This window comes from Streptomyces sp. NPDC049627, from assembly GCF_044465645.1.
In the GTDB taxonomy this organism is placed as follows: domain Bacteria; phylum Actinomycetota; class Actinomycetes; order Streptomycetales; family Streptomycetaceae; genus Streptomyces.
The window spans coordinates 131,881-147,404 of sequence record NZ_JBITLW010000012.1 but is presented as its reverse complement, the minus strand read 5'-3'; the positions used below and the strand labels follow the sequence as shown (position 1 = coordinate 147,404).

Below are 15,524 nucleotides of genomic sequence, written 5' to 3'. Positions count from 1 at the left end.
TCATGACCGAGTCGCCCTCGGTGCCGGTGCCGGTGCCGGTGACGCGGAGGGGGCGGTGGCATCGGCCTGGGCCGCGGCCCAGGCGGGCGACGCGAGGGTCAGTGCGCGGGCTGCGGCGTGCGATGCGGCCCGGGCAGACGCATGTTCCATATCTCCACCCGCCGCACCGGCTTCGGCCACGTTCCGGCGCAACGGCGGACGCAGGCCGGGAATCCGCGCCCCGGTGCGCTGGTTGTCGTCAGGCATGACGATGAATGAGCCGGATGTCGATGTGCTGCACTACACCGCGTTCTCGTCCCAGCCGGACGGGGGCAATCCGGCGGGCGTGGTCCTGGACGCCTCCGGGCTCGACGACGCCGCGATGCTGGCGATCGCCGCACGGCTGGGATACAGCGAGTCGGCGTTCCTGACCGGGCCGCCCGACGGGTTGGCCGGGGAGCCCGGACGGGCCTTCACCGTGCGGTACTTCAGCCCTCGGGCGGAGGTGCCCTTCTGCGGCCATGCCACCATCGCCACGGCCGTGGCCCTGGCCGAGCGGATCGGCCCGGGAGATCTGGTCTTCGCCACACCTGCCGGCACGGTGCCGGTGACCGTCAGCGGCGCCGCCGACGGCACGCTCCGGGCGACGTTGACGAGCGTGGAGCCCCGGATCGAGGACATCGCCCCGGAGGAACTGGCCGAGGCGCTGGCGGCGTTGGGCTGGCCGTCGGCCGACCTCGACCCGCTGCTGCCGCCCCGCATCGCCTTCGCCGGCGCCCGGCATCTGGTGCTGGGCGCCGGAACCCGGGAACGGCTCGCGGACCTGTCGTACGACTTCGAGCGGCTCGCCACCCTGATGCGGAAGCTCGACCTGACGACCGTTCAGCTGGTGTGGCGCGCCGCGGACACCGTCTTCCACGTCCGCGACCCCTTCCCGGTCGGCGGCGTCGTCGAGGACCCGGCCACGGGTGCCGCTGCCGCCGCGTTCGGCGCCTATGCGCGTGAACTCGCCCTGGTGCCCCCGGAGTCGGTGCTCACCCTGCACCAGGGCGAGGACATGGGCAGGCCCGGTGTACTGACCGTGACCCTGCGCGCCGGTGACCCGAAGGTCCGGGTCGGCGGCACGGGTACGCGCATGCCGCGCTGACGGGCCCCCTCACCTCACAGGCCGTCGCGGACCATCGCGGCGACGATCCGGACGTGGCGGTCGGCCGCCGTGTTCGAGAACTCGTTGTCGTAGTTCAGGCCGTAGGGCCAGAAGTGGCCGCCGCCCGTGGATATCCTGGCGCTCGCACCGTCGAACTGCCGGACGAGCGCCGTGGCCTGCGCGCCGGTCCAGGTGCCGCTCCCGCCGAGCCTCGACCAGCCCGCGCTGGTGCCCACGCCGATCGTGTGGGCGATCTCGTGCAGAGCGGTCCGCTCGGTCATGTAGCCGCGGTTGCTGCCGAAGCGGATGGTTCCGTTGAGGTTGCCGTCGGCGGTGGGCACACCCGGGTCGTAGCGGACGGTGATGGTCTTGCCCAGGTCGCTGAGGTTGTTGTAGCGGGCAACGGCGGCGTTCATGGCCCGCGTGATGAGGTCGTAGGCGCTCTGCTGGTCCTGGGTGGGGTTGCCCGCCCGCTCCAGGGTCCAGGTGATGTCGGCCGCCGACACCCGTTCCTGGGATGCCGGTGCGGGGGTGAGCGCAGCGGCCTGCGCGATGCCGGGGGCGGCCAGCAGGGCGGCCGCCAGCGCGGCCACGACCGCCTTGTTGCGCCAAGGGGTGCTCATGGAGGGTTCCTCCTGTGGGGGGTGAGCGTGGTGGGGGTTGGCCGTCGTGGGGGCGACGGAACAGGGCTAGCGGAAAGCGCTTTCTCGTAGGCCGGATGGTAAAGGGGGTGTTTTGAACATGTCAACGACATCTCCGGCGCCCCCGTGCCCCCGTGCGATGATCGGCCCATGGAACGGAACGCACAGGACACTTCCGGCAAGGGATACCTCCTGGACAATCGGCAGGCCGAGGCCGGGCTGCGGTTCACCGCGCTGTCGGTGCTCTTCGACCCGTCGACGTTCCGCCATTTCGAGACGGTCGGCGTCGGTGAGGGGTGGCGATGCTGGGAGGTCGGCGCAGGTGGGCCCACCGTGCCGGACTGGCTGGCCGCGCGCGTCGGTCCGACCGGGCACGTGGTGGCCACCGACATCAACACCTCCTGGATGAGAGAGTCCGCGGGCTTCGACGTGTTGCGCCATGACGTGGCGGCCGAGGCGCCCCCGGCCGGGGGGCCGTTCGACCTGATCCACGCCCGCCTCGTCCTGGTCCATGTCGCCGAGCGCGACAAGGCCCTGCGGTCCATGGTCAAGGCGCTGCGCCCCGGCGGATGGCTGGTGCTGGAGGACGCCGACCCGGCGCTGCAGCCCTTGATCTGCCCCGACGAGTACGGTCCCGAGCAGGAGCTGGCCAACAGGATGCGCCGCGGCTTCCGCGAACTGCTGCGGCAGCGTGGCGCTGATCTGGAGTACGGACGCAAGCTGCCGCGGCTGCTGCGCGAGGCCGGGCTGGTCGACGTCGAGGCCGACGCCTACTTCCCGGTTACCTCACCCGCGTGCACCGTGCTGGAGGAGGCCACCGTCCACCAGGTCCGCGACCAGCTCGTGGTCGCGGGGCTGGCCACCGACGACGAGATCGACCGCCACCTGGCCAACATCGCGGCGGGCGGCCTCGACCTGGCCCTTGCGCCGATGATCTCCGCCTGGGGGCGCCGCCCGGAGGACTGAGGTCCGGACTCCGCGATCAGGCTCAGGTACCGGGGGCTGAGGAGGCCCTGAGAAGCTCAGCAGGACTCCGGGCTCCCGAGCGCCCCCAGAATGCGCTCGGCCGCCAGAGTGGGCGTCAACTCGCCGTCCCTGACCTGCTGTTCGAGGAGCGGTGCGACGGCCTTGACCCCCGGGTCGGCGTACAGGCGGCCGAGCAGTTCGTCACGGACCATGCTCCACGTCCAGTCGACCTGCTGGTCGCGGCGCTTGGCGGTGAGGCGGCCGGTGGAATCGAGGAGCGTGCGGTGCTGTTCGAGGCGTTCCCACACGGTGTCCAGGCCGGTCGACTCGCGGGCGCTGCAACTCAGCACGGGCGGCGTCCAGTACGCGTCCTTGCCGTGCATCAGCCGTAGCGCGCCCGCCAGTTCGCGGGCCGCCGCGCGGGCGTCGCGCTCGTGCGGGCCGTCCGCCTTGTTGACGGCGACGACGTCGGCCAGTTCCAGGACGCCCTTCTTGATGCCCTGGAGCTGGTCGCCCGTGCGGGCCAGGGTGAGGAGGAGGAAGGAGTCGACCATGTTCGCGACCGTGGTCTCCGACTGGCCGACGCCGACCGTCTCCACCAGGATCACGTCATAGCCCGCCGCCTCCATCACGATCATGGACTCCCTGGTGGCCTTGGCGACCCCGCCCAGCGTGCCTGCGCTGGGGGAGGGGCGTACGAAGGCGGCCGGGTCCACGGCCAGGCGCTCCATGCGGGTCTTGTCGCCCAGGATCGACCCGCCCGTACGGGTGGAGGACGGGTCCACAGCGAGCACGGCGACCCGGTGACCGAGCGAGGTCAGCATGGTGCCGAACGCGTCGATGAACGTGGACTTGCCCACGCCCGGCACTCCGCTGATGCCGATCCGCCGGGCCCGGCCGCTGTGCGGCAGCAACTCCGTCAGCATCTGCTGTGCCAGCGCCCGGTGGTGCGGGCGCGTGGACTCGACGAGGGTGATGGCGCGGGCCACCAGGGCCCGCTTGCCGTCGAGAACACCCTTCACATACGTGTCGAGATCGATGGCTGCCATCAGCTCTGCAGGTCGTGACCGAGGTCGGCCGCCAGCCGCGTGATCAGATCGTGTGCCGCGTCCGGAATGACCGTGCCGGGCGGGAACACCGCCGCCGCGCCCATCTCCAGCAGCGTCGGCACGTCCTGCGGCGGGATCACCCCGCCGACCACGATCATGATGTCCTCGCGTCCCTCCTCGGCCAGCTGCTCCTTCAACGCCGGTACGAGGGTGAGGTGACCGGCCGCCAGCGAATTCACGCCGACGATGTGCACGTCCGCCTCGACGGCCTGGCGGGCCACCTCGGCCGGGGTCTGGAACAGCGGGCCGACGTCGACGTCGAAGCCGAGGTCGGCGAAGGCGGTGGCGATCACCTTCTGGCCGCGGTCGTGGCCGTCCTGGCCCATCTTGGCGACCAGGATGCGCGGACGGCGGCCCTCGGCCTCCTCGAAGGCGTCCACCAGGGCGCGGGTGCGGTCCACGGACGGGGACTCTCCTGCTTCGTTGCGGTACACGCCGGAGATCGTACGGATCTGGCTCGCGTGCCGACCGTACACCTTCTCCAGGGCGTCGGAGATCTCGCCCACGGTCGCCTTCGCGCGGGCCGCGTTCACCGCCAGCTCCAGCAGGTTGCCCTCGCCCCCGGCGGCCCGGGTGAGCGCGTCCAGCGAGTCCTGGCACGCCTGCTCGTCCCGCTCCGCGCGCAGCCGGCGCAGCTTCTCGATCTGCTGGGCGCGCACGGAGGAGTTGTCGACCTTCAGGACCTCGATCGCCTCGTCGTTCTCCACCCGGTACTTGTTCACGCCGATGACCGGCTGGCGCCCGGAGTCGATACGGGCCTGGGTGCGGGCCGCGGCTTCCTCGATGCGCAGCTTGGGGATACCGGCGTCGATCGCCTTGGCCATGCCGCCCGCCGCCTCGACCTCCTGGATGTGCTGCCAGGCCCGGCGCGCGAGGTCGTACGTCAGCCTCTCCACGTAGGCGCTGCCGCCCCAGGGGTCGATGACCCGGGTGGTGCCGGACTCCTGCTGGATCAGCAGCTGCGTGTTGCGGGCGATGCGGGCCGAGAAGTCGGTGGGCAGCGCGAGCGCCTCGTCGAGGGCGTTGGTGTGCAGCGACTGGGTGTGGCCCTGGGTGGCCGCCATCGCCTCGACGCACGTGCGCGTGACGTTGTTGAACACGTCCTGCGCGGTCAGCGACCAGCCGGAGGTCTGCGAATGGGTGCGCAGCGAAAGGGACTTGGTGTTCTTCGGGTCGAACTGCTTCACCAGCTTCGCCCACAGCAGGCGCGCCGCCCGCAGCTTGGCGATCTCCATGAAGAAGTTCATGCCGATCGCCCAGAAGAACGACAGCCGGGGCGCGAACGCGTCCACGTCCAGGCCCGCCTCACGGCCCGCCCGGATGTACTCCACGCCGTCCGCGAGCGTGTACGCCAGCTCCAGATCCGCCGTCGCACCGGCCTCCTGGATGTGGTAGCCGGAGATCGAGATGGAGTTGTAGCGGGGCATCCGCTGCGAGGTGAAGGCGAAGATGTCGGAGATGATCCGCATCGACGGCTTCGGCGGATAGATGTAGGTGTTGCGGACCATGAACTCCTTGAGGATGTCGTTCTGGATGGTCCCGGCCAGCTTCTCGGGCGCGACGCCCTGTTCCTCGGCGGCGACGATGTAGAGCGCGAGCACCGGCAGCACGGCGCCGTTCATCGTCATCGACACCGACATCTTGTCCAGCGGGATCCCGTCGAACAACTGCCGCATGTCGTAGATGGAGTCGATGGCCACGCCCGCCATGCCGACGTCACCGGTCACCCGCGGATGGTCGCTGTCGTAGCCGCGGTGCGTGGGCAGGTCGAAGGCGACCGACAGGCCCTTCTGACCGGCCGCCAGGTTGCGCCGGTAGAAGGCGTTGGACTCCTCGGCGGTGGAGAAGCCCGCGTACTGGCGGATCGTCCAGGGCTGGTTGACGTACATCGTCGGGTACGGGCCGCGCAGATACGGCGTGGCACCCGGGTACGTGCCCAGGAAGTCCAGGCCCTCCAGGTCCTGCCCGGTGTACAGCGGCTTGACCGGGATGCCCTCCGGGGTCTCCCACAGCAGGTCGTCCCCACCGGCCGCCCTCTTGACGGCCGTACGCCACTCGTCGGCGCCGCCGTCGGCGGAAGGCGTCCCCAGCTCGATCCCGGAGAAGTCGGGGACGGAGGGGCCAAAGGGGGCGGTCATCAGGACACTCCCATGCGGTCAAGGGTGGCGGACAGTACGGCGACGGCGTCACAGCCCGCGAAGACGTACGCGTCGACACCGGCGTACTCACCGGGACGGCCGGCCAGGAACACGTGCGAGGCACCGGCCGCCTTCAGGTCGGCGGCCACGGTCGCCGCCTGCTCCTCGTACAGGGCGTCACTGGAGCACAGGCAGACCTCCGAGGCGCCGCTGTCCTCGAACGTGCCCTCGGTGACGGGCTCGATGCCCCCCGCCTGGAAGAGGTTCGAGGCGAACGTGAGGCGCGCGGTGTGCGCGGCCGCCGGTCCCAGGGCGGCCAGGAAGATCCGCGGACGGGAGCCCGTCGCGGCGAGGTGGGCGTCGGAGCGGGCGCGCAGTTCCTCGTACGCCTCGTCGCGGCGCACGCGCGGCAGCCCGCCGGACGGCGGCTCGGGGGCCGGCTGCCGCTCCACGGGCTTCTCGCCCAGGTGCGGGAACTCGCTGACGCCGGTGACGGGTTCACGCCGCTTGGCGAGCTTGCCGCTCCGGGCCTGCCAGGTGTCGGCGAGGTCCTGCCCCAGCTGCCCCGAGCGAAGGGCGGTCGCGAGGCCGCCGCCGCGCTCGATCCGCTGGAAGAACTCCCAGCCGGCCCGCGCGAGTTCGTCGGTCAGGCGCTCCACGTACCAGGAGCCTCCCGCGGGGTCGATGACCCGGGCCAGGTGCGACTCCTCGATGAGGATCGTCGAGGTGTTGCGGGCGATGCGCCGGGCGAACCCGTCCGGCAGACCGAGGGCGTGGTCGAAGGGCAGCACGGTGACGGACTCGGCACCACCCGCTCCGGCGGCCAGCGTGGCGATGGTCGTGCGCAGCATGTTCACCCACGGGTCGCGGCGCGTCATCATCACCGGCGACGTCACGGCGTGCTGGAGCTGCGCCCCCGCCTGCGGCGCCCCGCAGACCTCGGCGACCCGCGCCCACAGTCGGCGCGCGGCCCGCAGTTTGGCGATCGTCAGGAACTGGTCGGCGGTCGCCGCGTACCGGAACTCCAGCTGCCCACAGGCCTGTTCGACGCTCAGCCCGGCCTCGGTGAGCTCCCGCAGATACGCGACACCGGTCGCCAGCGAGCAGCCCAGCTCCTGCGCGGCCGAACCGCCGGCCTCGTGGTACGGCAACGCGTCCACGGTCAGCGCCCGGAGCCCCGGGTACTCCTCGGCGCACAGCCGCGCGAGAGAGGCCACCGCCGGGAAGTCGTACGACTGCCCGGTACGGGCCTCGTGACCCAGCGGATCGGCGCCCAGGTTGCCGCGCGCCGCGTCCTTGGCGACACCGCGCTCCTCGTACAGCCGCAGCAACGCGCGCGCGGCGGGCTCGGCGTCGCGCCCGGCGTCGAGGACGACGGGGGCCAGGTCGAGGTAGACACCCTCCAGGGTGCCGCCGAGCGACGACACCGGGATGCCGCCCTCGCCGACGACCAGCCACAGCGACGTGACGCCGTTCTCCAGGTCCCCCAGGACCGCGGCGCCGTCGGCCGTGGTGTGCCGCTGGCGTACGTCCCAGCCGCCCACCGTGTTCCCCTCGGCGCGGCTCCCGCGTACGAAGGGGGCGAATCCGGGCAGGCCGGCATCGGGCGCGGCGTCGTGCGCGGTGTACAGAGGCCGGGTGCGCAGCCCGTCCTCCAGCGCGGTGGACAGGGCTTCCTCGGCCTGGGCTCCCTCGACGTCCTTGCCCGACTTGCGCAGCACGCCCGCAACAAGGCGCTGCCACTGCTCGTGGGACACGTCAGGGAACTCGGCGGCCAGCTCAAGCCCGTCGTCAGGCAGGACCGTCATGCTCGGATGCTAGGCCAGAGGCGCAAAGGAGCAGCAGGGGGCACGGCTGTGACCTTGCCCTCTCTGTGGCTGTGACCTCGGCCTCTTCGCGCTCCGCAGCCCGGAGTTGCGAGGTGTCGCGTCCCGTCGGGGAAGGGTGGGGGACCCGGCGAGTTCGCCCAGTATCCGGGCCGCCGATGCCGGGTCGGTCGGCCAGGCGTCGCCCTCGCGGATCAGCCGCTCCTGGAGGGCGAGGGGCGGGCTCATGCTGTCGGTCGGACGCACATGCCGGGTTCCCGGCCGTGGGCGATGCGGTCGACGAGGTCCGGGCGTGCGTTGGCCGTGGCGGTGGCTGCGTCGGCCGCGGCGGTGGCCGTGATGCCGCCGCGGCTGCGCGAGCCGAGGATCACCGGGCCCTTCCGCCTGGCCCGGTCCAGGATCCCGATCAGGTGCGCGGCGTTGTCGGCGAGCGTGACGCCGTTGATCGCTCCGGGTGCCGTGGCGAGCCCTTCGGGATCCCGGGGCGTCTGCCGGGCGCGCGGGCAGGTGGCGCCGAATCCGTGGCCGGGCCGGTCCACCGCGACCGAACGGTGGCCGAGGAAGCCGAGTTCGGCCTGGAGCGGTGCGCAGGACCTGGTTCGAGCGGGCGGCGGCTGTACCTTGGGGCCGAAGACCCGAAGGTGACTCGCTCTCAAGAAGAGGGTCGAGCGCGGACCGACGTACGCGTCATGACACCACCGCGCGTCAGTACCGGTGGTACCGGACGGCGCTGGCGACGACCAGGTCCTGGAGCGACGCGCGGCGTCTGCTGAGCGGGATCCACAGCAGCCCCACGGGAAAGGTCACGCACAGCGCGGCACGCAGCAGCGCGCGCGGCGTGCCGAGCAGCCGCCCGGCACGCCGGGCGACCCGCAGGCCCAGCAGCCGGTCGCCTGCGGTGCCTCCGGTCACGGCCCAGCAGACGCCCAGATAGAGCACGGCCAGGACCCAGCCGCCGACACCGGTCAGCCAGGAGGGCGGGTCCGGGACCCGGAAGGGGGGCCCGTCGACGAGCAGCCGCACACCGCCGATGGCGACCTGCACGGCGAGACCGATCCCGACCACCACGAAGGCGTCGACCACACCCGCCAGGCACCTCGACACGACTCCCGCCGTGTCGCTCTCCGGGTCCCGTTCCCGGTGGTCCTGCGGCACGGCGTCAGCCCGTGAGGTCGGTCCGCTCGGGGGCGGTGACGGGTCTGTGCAGCAGCCGGTCGGCGACGCGGTTCACCGCCCGGTCGGCCCGTACGGTCCGCGACCGGAGCGCGTCCACCGTCTCCTCGGCCATCCCGCCGCTCGTCTCCCGCACGATCCGCCCCAGGTCGATCTCCTCCAGCACGGCTCTGGTGAGCGTCACCAGATCGACCCGGGCGATCACTGCGTCGACGTCCACGCGTGCGGCGATCCGGTCGACGTCGATCCGTGCCGCGATGGCGTCCACGTCGATGCGTGCGGCGATGGCGTCCACGTCGACCCGTGCCGCGACGGTGTCCGCGTCGACGCGCTCGGCGACGCGAGGCACGTCCACGCGATCGGCGACGCGGTTCACGTCCACGCGGTCGGCCACGCGGTTCACGTCCACCTGGTCGGCCATCGCGTCGACGTCGACGCGGCCGGCGACGCGCATCACGTCCACCCGGTCGGCGACCCGGTTCACGTCGATGCGGGCGGCCAGGCCGTCGAGATCCAGACGGTCCACGACCGCGGCGGTCACCGTGCGGAGCGCAAGGTCGGCCACGAAGCCGGCGGATCCCAGCGCGTACCGCGTCACACGCCCCGCGATGTCGAGGGGGTTCACGACAGACCAGCCCATCTCACCAGCGCAGCACGGTGCCGACTCGGTCGCATCACCCGCCGGGGGTGAACCGCACCGTGTCGAAGGGCGCCCGGCCGTGGCCGGTTCGGTGTCAGGACCAGCCGAAACGACGGTCCACGACCGCCGCGAACTCCTCCAGCGTCAGCACCTCGTCGCCGTTCTGGTCGGCGGCGTCGAACAGCGCCGAGGAGGCGTCGTCGTCGCCCACCGCCCAGACCGGCAGATCTCCTGAGGCGGCCAGAGACGGGCCCTTCGTCCGCAACGCGGTGATCACCTCTATGCGGGTCAGGGTCCCGTTGTGGTCGAGGTCGAGCGCCTCGAACAGCTTCCGAGCCTTGTCGCTCATCGTGTCGCCTCCGTTCCTGTCGGCAGGCGAGCCGGCCCACCCCGTCACCAGACAAGAACGCCTCCGCGGCCGCGCGGGTTCCCTCGATGCCCAGATCATTCGGATCAGAGGGTGCGCGATCCGCGGAGTGAGTGGGGCGGCTCAGGACCTGGGGACGGTCAGGACAGCGAGCAGCTGGAGCCGTTGAGTGTGAAGGCCGTGGGGATGGGGTTCGCGCTGCCCTTCGTGGCCGTGAAGCCGAGCGTCACCGAGCTCGCCGGGGCGATACTCGCGGTGTACGACACGGAGGCGACGCTCACCTCGGTGGCGCTCTGCGTCGCGGTGCCGCCCCACAGGTTGCTGATGCGCTGGCTGTCCGGGAAGGTCCAGCGCAGCGTCCAGCCGTTGATCGCGGAGCTGCCGGTGTTGCGGATGACGACCTCGGCCTGGAAGCCGCCGGGCCATTCGTTCGTCACCCGGTATCCGACCCCGCACGTCGTGGGCGAGCCTGCGGAGGCCGTCGTGACGGTCACCGTGCCGGAGCGTGGCGAGCGGTTGCCGGCGGCGTCGCGGGCGTAGACGGCGAAGGTGTAGGAGGTGGCGGGGGCGAGGCCGGTGACCGTGGCGGAGGAGCTCGTCGTGGAGGTGGCCGCGGTCTCCGTCGCGCCGCTGACGCGGACCACGTCGTAGCCCGTGACCCCGCCGGCGTCGGTCGCGGCGGTCCAGTTCAGGGTGACGGACGAGGAGGTCACGGCGGAGGCGGTCGGTGTCCCGGGCGCGGTCGGGGGAGTGGTGTCGCCCCCGCCCGAGGCGTAGACGGTGGCTTCCTTCGAGGTGGCGGCGATGCCGTTGGCGCCGTTGAAGACGCGTCGGCCCCAGGAGCTGAGCCGGGTGGGGTCGAAGTCGATCGCCAGGTCGAGGACCGGGTCGGTGTTGCCGCTCCAGGACCAGGCCAGGTAGCCGAGCCGGAGCTGCTGGGCGGCGGCCATCATGGTGTCCTCGTCCGGGTCGCCGTACTGGTCGGGCGGTCCTCCGAACTCGCCGATGACAATGGGCAGTCGGGCGTTGACGAAGGCGTTCAGATAGTCCGTGATCTCCTGCGCGGTGTCGTAGACGCTGTACATGTGGATCGAGAAGATCAGGTTGCCGGTGGGGTCGGCGTCGTGGACGGCCTGGGCGTTGGCGCGCATGACGCCTTGCCAGTCCTGGCCCCAGTTGGGTGCGTCCACCATGATCGTGTGGGCGAACCCGGCGTCGCGCAGCTTCTCGACGGCCGCGGTCGTGGGCTCGGTCCAGCCGGCGGGATCGGTATTGCCCCAGGGCTCGTTGCCGATGTTGATGATGACGTAGTTCTCCTGGCCGGTGAGCACGTCCTTCAGGCCGATCCAGTAGTCGGCCGCGTGGTCGAGGGTCCCGGCCGCGGACTCCTCTCCGTAGCCGGTGGTGTCGTGCACCTCCAGCACGCAGATGAGCCGGTTGGCCTTGCACTCGGCGATGATGCCCGCCACGTCCTCGGCGCTGTTCCTGGTCCAGCGGTGGCCGTCGGAGAGGACGACGCGGACGGTGTTGGCACCCAGCCTCTTGACGTCGGCCAGCGACTGCGTCTCGCCCGGGTACCAGGTGTGGGCGTGGTTGACGCCGCGCATCACGAAATCGCTGCCGTTCGCCTCCAGCAGCCGGCCGTTCTGAATGTGGAGACCGGTGGCCGCCGCCTGGGCGGGCGTCGCGAAGGAGAGCAGGGGGACGAGCAGGCCGAGAAGGGCGGCCACGACGACGGCCAGCCGTGGAGCGGTGGGGGTGCGCGATCTCATGGCGGCTCCGAAGGGTGGGATGGATTCGAGGGGTGAGACGGTGCGTGCCGTGCGGGTGACAGCCGCCGACGGGCCGTCGGCGGCCGGTATCACGGGTCCCCCGGATCACTCGTATCGCCGGAATCTCCGGGCCCCGGGGCATACGGAAGTGCATGACGGGTGGGAGCGCTCCCATGAGCTATCAAGCCATCCTTGTCATTGACGCGTCAAGACGCGGGTGGAGGGTGGGGGAATCCTTCTCGGCACAGGTGGCACTTGGCTGGGGATGCGAGGGACGCGAGGAATTCGATGGGCGGTGCTGGTTGCCCGGCGCCGCGGCAGGGCGGCGGGAGAGACGGTTCGGCGGGCGTGGGAGGAGCCCGGCCGTGAACGGGATCTGGCGGTGCAGGCGGTCAAGGCGGCTCTGGCGGCGTGCGTGGCATGGGCCGTGGCGGGCTGGTGGCTGCAGGCGCCGATGGCGTTCGTCGCGCCATGGGTGGCGGTCGTGCTGGTGGAGTCGACGGTGTACCGGTCGATCGCGCACGGGCTGCAGCAGGTGGCAGCCATCGCCGTCGGGACGGTGGTGGCGACAGGCGTCGTGCTGATGATCGGCTCCCCCTTGGGGGCCATGTGCCTGGTGCTGCCGGCGGTGGTGCTCCTCGGCAACTGGCGGCGCCTGGGCAGCCAAGGAATCTACGCGGCCACGGGCGCCTTGTTCGTTCTGACCGCTGGGCCGGTCACCGTCGCGGCGTCCGCGGCCCGGATCGCGGAGGCGGTCTTCGGCGCGGTGGTGGGCATCGCCGTCAATGCTCTCATCCGGCCTCCGGTGTATCTGCGCAGCACCCGTGCCGCGCTGGAGGACGCGGCCTGCGAAGCGCGGCAGATTCTGGACGCGGTCGCCGACCGGCTGGCCGCGGACGACTGGGATGCCCGTGTGGCCGGCTCCCTGCACGAGCGTGCGCTGCGACTTTGCCGTCTGGTGGACCAGGCCCGTGCCGCGGTCGGCTGGAGCCGGGAGAGCCTGCGCGCCAACCTCCGCCGCGGCGTCGTCTCGCCGCCCGGACAGGGCTACGACGACGCGGTCACCGTCCTGGACTACGTGGCCGTCCACACCACGGGCGTGACCAGGCTGGTGCTGGAGGCCTGTGACGGCGACGGGAAGAAACCACGGCCGGGCCCGCACATCACCAAGCCGTACGCGGAGTTCCTCTACTGCAGCGCCCGCGCCATACGGTTCTACACCCGGAGCCGGTTCGCTCCGGCCGGGCAGGACGTGGAAGCGGGCCGGGAACTGCGCGAGGTCGTCGAAGAGCTGGTGCGCAGCCTGGACGATCTGCGGCAGCGGTTGCACGAGGCGATGCCGGCCGATCCCGACGGGCTGGCGACGTACGGCACGTTGCTCACCCAGGCGCGTCGTCTGACCGAGCAACTGGTCAGGCACTGACCGGGCGGGGCGTGCGGGTGCAGCGGTCTGGCGTCAGCCTTTTCGTCGGTGCCGCGTGGGCATCACCAGAACACCTGCCAGGGGCGCGGATTGGCCCGCTGCCGGCCCCGGCGGGCGCCTGGGGGCCGCATGCAGTCCGGTTCACGCCCTGCGGCGGGCAACACCCCCGTGTGGGCGGGGAGTTGGCCGCACCGCACCTGGGTGTGTCGTGACCCTCGCCGCCGGGGCGCCCCTGGACGACGCCCCCCCCGCGAGAGGATCCGCGACGGCATCCGCGCCGGCGCCTCACCCCGCCACGTCCCCCGACGAGATCCTCGAAGTGCCGGGCGCCCCGTACACCCGAACCGGCAAGAAAGTGGAGGTCCCGGTCAAACGACTCCTTCAGGGCGCTCCCGTAGGGCAGGTCGTCACCCCGGCCGCGGTCGACGTGCCCGACCTCGTCTGAAATGAGGGTGAATCCCCTTATTGCCTGCCCGATATGGGCGTGTCGGACTCATGGTGACGTTCTGAAGCGCTTCTCGCTGCAGATGTGATGTCCCCCATTGCGCAGCCGTGCCGATGCCGTGAGGCTCTCGTGGAACTGGCGTCCGAATAACTGTTATGCGAGGCCCATCGAGCGATCTCCCATGCATCGGACAGCACCGTTCGGCGTCGAGGACAGGGAAGCTTGTGATGAGTACAGAGCGCGCGAGGGAGTCGGCGGCACTGGTGACCGCTGCCCGAGGAGGCGATCCGGAGGCTCAGGACGCCCTGGTCAGTGCGTACCTGCCGCTCGTCTACAACATCGTGGGCCGGGCGCTGAACGGTTCGGTCGATGTCGACGACGTGGTGCAGGAGACCATGCTGCGCGCCCTCGACGCGCTGGGCGGTCTGCGCACACCCGAGAGCTTCCGCTCCTGGCTCGTGGCGATCGCGATGAATCAGGTCCGGGCCCACTGGCAGGACCGGCAGTCGGCACCGGACGCCGTGGATGAGGCCGAGGACTTCGCCGACCCGGGCGCGGACTTCGTCGACCTGACCCTGGTGCAGCTCCAGCTGTCCGGCCAGCGCCAGGAGACCGCACGCGCCACCCGCTGGCTCGACCCGGACGACCGGGGACTGCTGTCGCTGTGGTGGCTGGAGTGCGCGGGTGAGCTGACCCGGACCGAGGTCGCCGCGGCCCTGGAGCTGCCGGCGCAGCACGCGGCGGTCCGGGTGCAGCGGATGAAGGCGCAGCTGGAGGCGGCCCGCGTGGTGGTGCGGGCGCTGGACTCGCGGCCGCTGTGCGAGGAACTGCGGGGCCTGCTGGCCTCCTGGGACGGCCGGCCCTCGGCGCTGTGGCGCAAGCGAATAGCCCGGCACGCCCGCGGATGTGTGCGCTGCTCCGGACTGTGGAGCGGGCTGATGCCCGCGGAGGGACTGCTGGCCGGCCTGGCGCTGGTCGCGGCGACGCCCGTGCTGCTGGAGCGGGTTCTGTCCGCCTCCGGCGGGATGGCGGCGGTCGCCTCGGCGCCCCGGCCGGCCGTGTCCGCAGGCCATGGAGCATCGGGTTCACGGGCCGGGCGCGGCCGTTCGGCCTCCCGCAGTGAGGTCCGCCGACGTCGCCGCAACCGGCGCCGGGCCGTAGGCGGTGCCGTCGTGGCGGCCTGCGTGGCCGGTGGCGGACTCTGGTACTTCGACACGGACCCGGGGACCGGAACCGGCGTCGAAGAGGCGACCGCCGCGCGGACCGCCGGGGCCCCCGCGGTGGACCTCGGGGAACCCAGCGCTGTCGGGACCTCTCCGTCGGCGTCCCGATCGCCGTCGCCGTCGCCGTCCGCGTCCCCGTCGAAGAAGGCGAGCCCTTCGAAGGCCCCGCGCCCTGCCACGAAGAGCCCGACGCCGCGGCTCTCCCCTCGCCCGGTTCGGAGCGCGTCCGGTACGCCGCAGTCCCAGCCGGCCCCGACGGACACGGTGGCGCAGGTGGTCGCGCTGGTGAACAAGGAGCGGGCGGACGCCGGTTGCGGGCCGCTCACGGAGGATCCGCTCCTGAACAAGGCGGCGCAGGGCCACTCCGACGACATGGCCGCCCGCAACTTCTTCGACCACACCAACCCGGACGGCGCCGACCCCGGCCAGCGCATCACCGCCGCGGGCTACACCTGGTCGACGTACGGGGAGAACATCGCCCAGGGCCAGCAGACCCCGGAGGCCGTGATGGACTCCTGGATGAACAGCCCCGGCCACCGTGCCAACATCCTCAACTGCTCGTTCAAGGACATCGGCGTGGGCGTCCACGACGGCTCGGGCGGACCTTGGTGGACGCAGGACTTCGGCGCCAAGCAGTGAGGTCGCGAACCGCTCCTTACCCGATGGACGGATTCA

The 15,524-nt window shown here is 71.8% G+C and carries 12 protein-coding genes and 2 pseudogenes; 5 read left to right on the top strand and 9 right to left on the bottom strand.

What is annotated here, in order from left to right:
* Positions 1–244: 244 nt before the first annotated feature.
* Positions 245–1,126, top strand: a complete 882-nt coding sequence (locus tag ACIBU0_RS30590; protein ID WP_398824850.1) for a PhzF family phenazine biosynthesis protein — start codon at positions 245–247, stop codon at positions 1,124–1,126.
* A 14-nt stretch (positions 1,127–1,140) separates the two neighbouring features.
* On the opposite strand, the gene ACIBU0_RS30585 is transcribed toward ACIBU0_RS30590, so the two are convergent.
* Positions 1,141–1,749 carry a hypothetical protein gene (locus ACIBU0_RS30585; protein WP_398824848.1) on the bottom strand — a complete coding sequence of 203 codons (609 nt, stop codon included), beginning with the start codon at positions 1,747–1,749 and terminating at the stop codon, positions 1,141–1,143.
* A gap of 168 nt (positions 1,750–1,917) precedes the next feature.
* Here ACIBU0_RS30585 and ACIBU0_RS30580 point away from each other — a divergent pair, with 168 nt between their 5' ends.
* The gene (locus tag ACIBU0_RS30580; protein WP_398824846.1) at positions 1,918–2,733 is read left to right on the top strand and encodes a methyltransferase domain-containing protein; all 816 of its coding nucleotides are present in this window, start codon (positions 1,918–1,920) and stop codon (positions 2,731–2,733) included.
* Positions 2,734–2,789: 56 nt separating this feature from the next.
* Here ACIBU0_RS30580 and meaB read toward each other — a convergent pair whose 3' ends face one another.
* The 8 genes and pseudogenes from meaB to ACIBU0_RS30540 form a co-directional block, all read right to left on the bottom strand.
* The gene (gene meaB / locus ACIBU0_RS30575; protein ID WP_398824844.1) at positions 2,790–3,782 is read right to left on the bottom strand and encodes a methylmalonyl Co-A mutase-associated GTPase MeaB; all 993 of its coding nucleotides are present in this window, start codon (positions 3,780–3,782) and stop codon (positions 2,790–2,792) included.
* Positions 3,782–5,980, bottom strand: a complete 2,199-nt coding sequence (gene scpA, locus ACIBU0_RS30570; protein ID WP_398824842.1) for a methylmalonyl-CoA mutase — start codon at positions 5,978–5,980, stop codon at positions 3,782–3,784. Before scpA ends, meaB begins: the two co-directional genes overlap by 1 nt.
* Positions 5,980–7,788: a methylmalonyl-CoA mutase family protein gene (locus ACIBU0_RS30565; protein WP_398824840.1), complete on the bottom strand. Its 1,809-nt coding sequence runs from the start codon at positions 7,786–7,788 to the stop codon at positions 5,980–5,982. The genes scpA and ACIBU0_RS30565 overlap by 1 nt, the downstream gene beginning before the upstream one ends.
* A 281-nt stretch (positions 7,789–8,069) precedes the next feature.
* A pseudogene (locus ACIBU0_RS30560) lies at positions 8,070–8,462 on the bottom strand (hypothetical protein); the annotation flags it as partial.
* 49 nt (positions 8,463–8,511) lie between these two features.
* Positions 8,512–8,961 (bottom strand): RDD family protein, encoded by a 450-nt coding sequence (locus ACIBU0_RS30555; RefSeq protein WP_398824838.1) that lies wholly within the window; start codon positions 8,959–8,961, stop codon positions 8,512–8,514.
* A 4-nt stretch (positions 8,962–8,965) separates the two neighbouring features.
* Positions 8,966–9,619 carry a hypothetical protein gene (locus ACIBU0_RS30550; protein WP_398824836.1) on the bottom strand — a complete coding sequence of 218 codons (654 nt, stop codon included), beginning with the start codon at positions 9,617–9,619 and terminating at the stop codon, positions 8,966–8,968.
* Between the two features lie 94 nt (positions 9,620–9,713).
* On the bottom strand, positions 9,714–9,968 hold the full coding sequence (locus tag ACIBU0_RS30545) for an EF-hand domain-containing protein (protein ID WP_398824834.1): 255 nt from the start codon (positions 9,966–9,968) through the stop codon (positions 9,714–9,716).
* A 158-nt stretch (positions 9,969–10,126) separates the two neighbouring features.
* Complete coding sequence (locus ACIBU0_RS30540) at positions 10,127–11,758, bottom strand: cellulase family glycosylhydrolase (protein ID WP_398824832.1); 1,632 nt, start codon at positions 11,756–11,758, stop codon at positions 10,127–10,129.
* 265 nt (positions 11,759–12,023) lie between these two features.
* On the opposite strand from ACIBU0_RS30540, the gene ACIBU0_RS30535 reads away from it, so the two are divergent.
* The 3 genes and pseudogenes from ACIBU0_RS30535 (at position 12,024) to ACIBU0_RS30525 (ending at position 15,488) form a co-directional block, all read left to right on the top strand.
* Entirely contained in the window at positions 12,024–13,181 is a 1,158-nt protein-coding gene (locus ACIBU0_RS30535; protein ID WP_398824830.1) for an aromatic acid exporter family protein, read from the top strand.
* A gap of 208 nt (positions 13,182–13,389) precedes the next feature.
* Positions 13,390–13,626 (top strand): annotated as a pseudogene (locus ACIBU0_RS30530) (acetoacetate--CoA ligase); the annotation flags it as partial.
* Between the two features lie 227 nt (positions 13,627–13,853).
* Entirely contained in the window at positions 13,854–15,488 is a 1,635-nt protein-coding gene (locus tag ACIBU0_RS30525; RefSeq protein ID WP_398824828.1) for a sigma-70 family RNA polymerase sigma factor, read from the top strand.
* Positions 15,489–15,524: the final 36 nt, after the last annotated feature.

What these genes read in the sequence shown, in the direction of transcription:
- ACIBU0_RS30550 (WP_398824836.1), bottom strand. Translation starts at nt 9,619, where the DNA reads ATGGGCTGGTCTGTCGTGAACCCCCTCGACATCGCGGGGCGTGTGACG.
- ACIBU0_RS30565 (WP_398824840.1), bottom strand. Translation starts at nt 7,788, where the DNA reads ATGACGGTCCTGCCTGACGACGGGCTTGAGCTGGCCGCCGAGTTCCCT.
- ACIBU0_RS30590 (WP_398824850.1), top strand. Translation starts at nt 245, where the DNA reads ATGACGATGAATGAGCCGGATGTCGATGTGCTGCACTACACCGCGTTC.
- ACIBU0_RS30585 (WP_398824848.1), bottom strand. Translation starts at nt 1,749, where the DNA reads ATGAGCACCCCTTGGCGCAACAAGGCGGTCGTGGCCGCGCTGGCGGCC.
- ACIBU0_RS30580 (WP_398824846.1), top strand. Translation starts at nt 1,918, where the DNA reads ATGGAACGGAACGCACAGGACACTTCCGGCAAGGGATACCTCCTGGAC.
- ACIBU0_RS30525 (WP_398824828.1), top strand. Translation starts at nt 13,854, where the DNA reads ATGAGTACAGAGCGCGCGAGGGAGTCGGCGGCACTGGTGACCGCTGCC.
- ACIBU0_RS30540 (WP_398824832.1), bottom strand. Translation starts at nt 11,758, where the DNA reads ATGAGATCGCGCACCCCCACCGCTCCACGGCTGGCCGTCGTCGTGGCC.
- scpA (WP_398824842.1), bottom strand. Translation starts at nt 5,980, where the DNA reads ATGACCGCCCCCTTTGGCCCCTCCGTCCCCGACTTCTCCGGGATCGAG.
- ACIBU0_RS30545 (WP_398824834.1), bottom strand. Translation starts at nt 9,968, where the DNA reads ATGAGCGACAAGGCTCGGAAGCTGTTCGAGGCGCTCGACCTCGACCAC.
- meaB (WP_398824844.1), bottom strand. Translation starts at nt 3,782, where the DNA reads ATGGCAGCCATCGATCTCGACACGTATGTGAAGGGTGTTCTCGACGGC.
- ACIBU0_RS30535 (WP_398824830.1), top strand. Translation starts at nt 12,024, where the DNA reads ATGCGAGGGACGCGAGGAATTCGATGGGCGGTGCTGGTTGCCCGGCGC.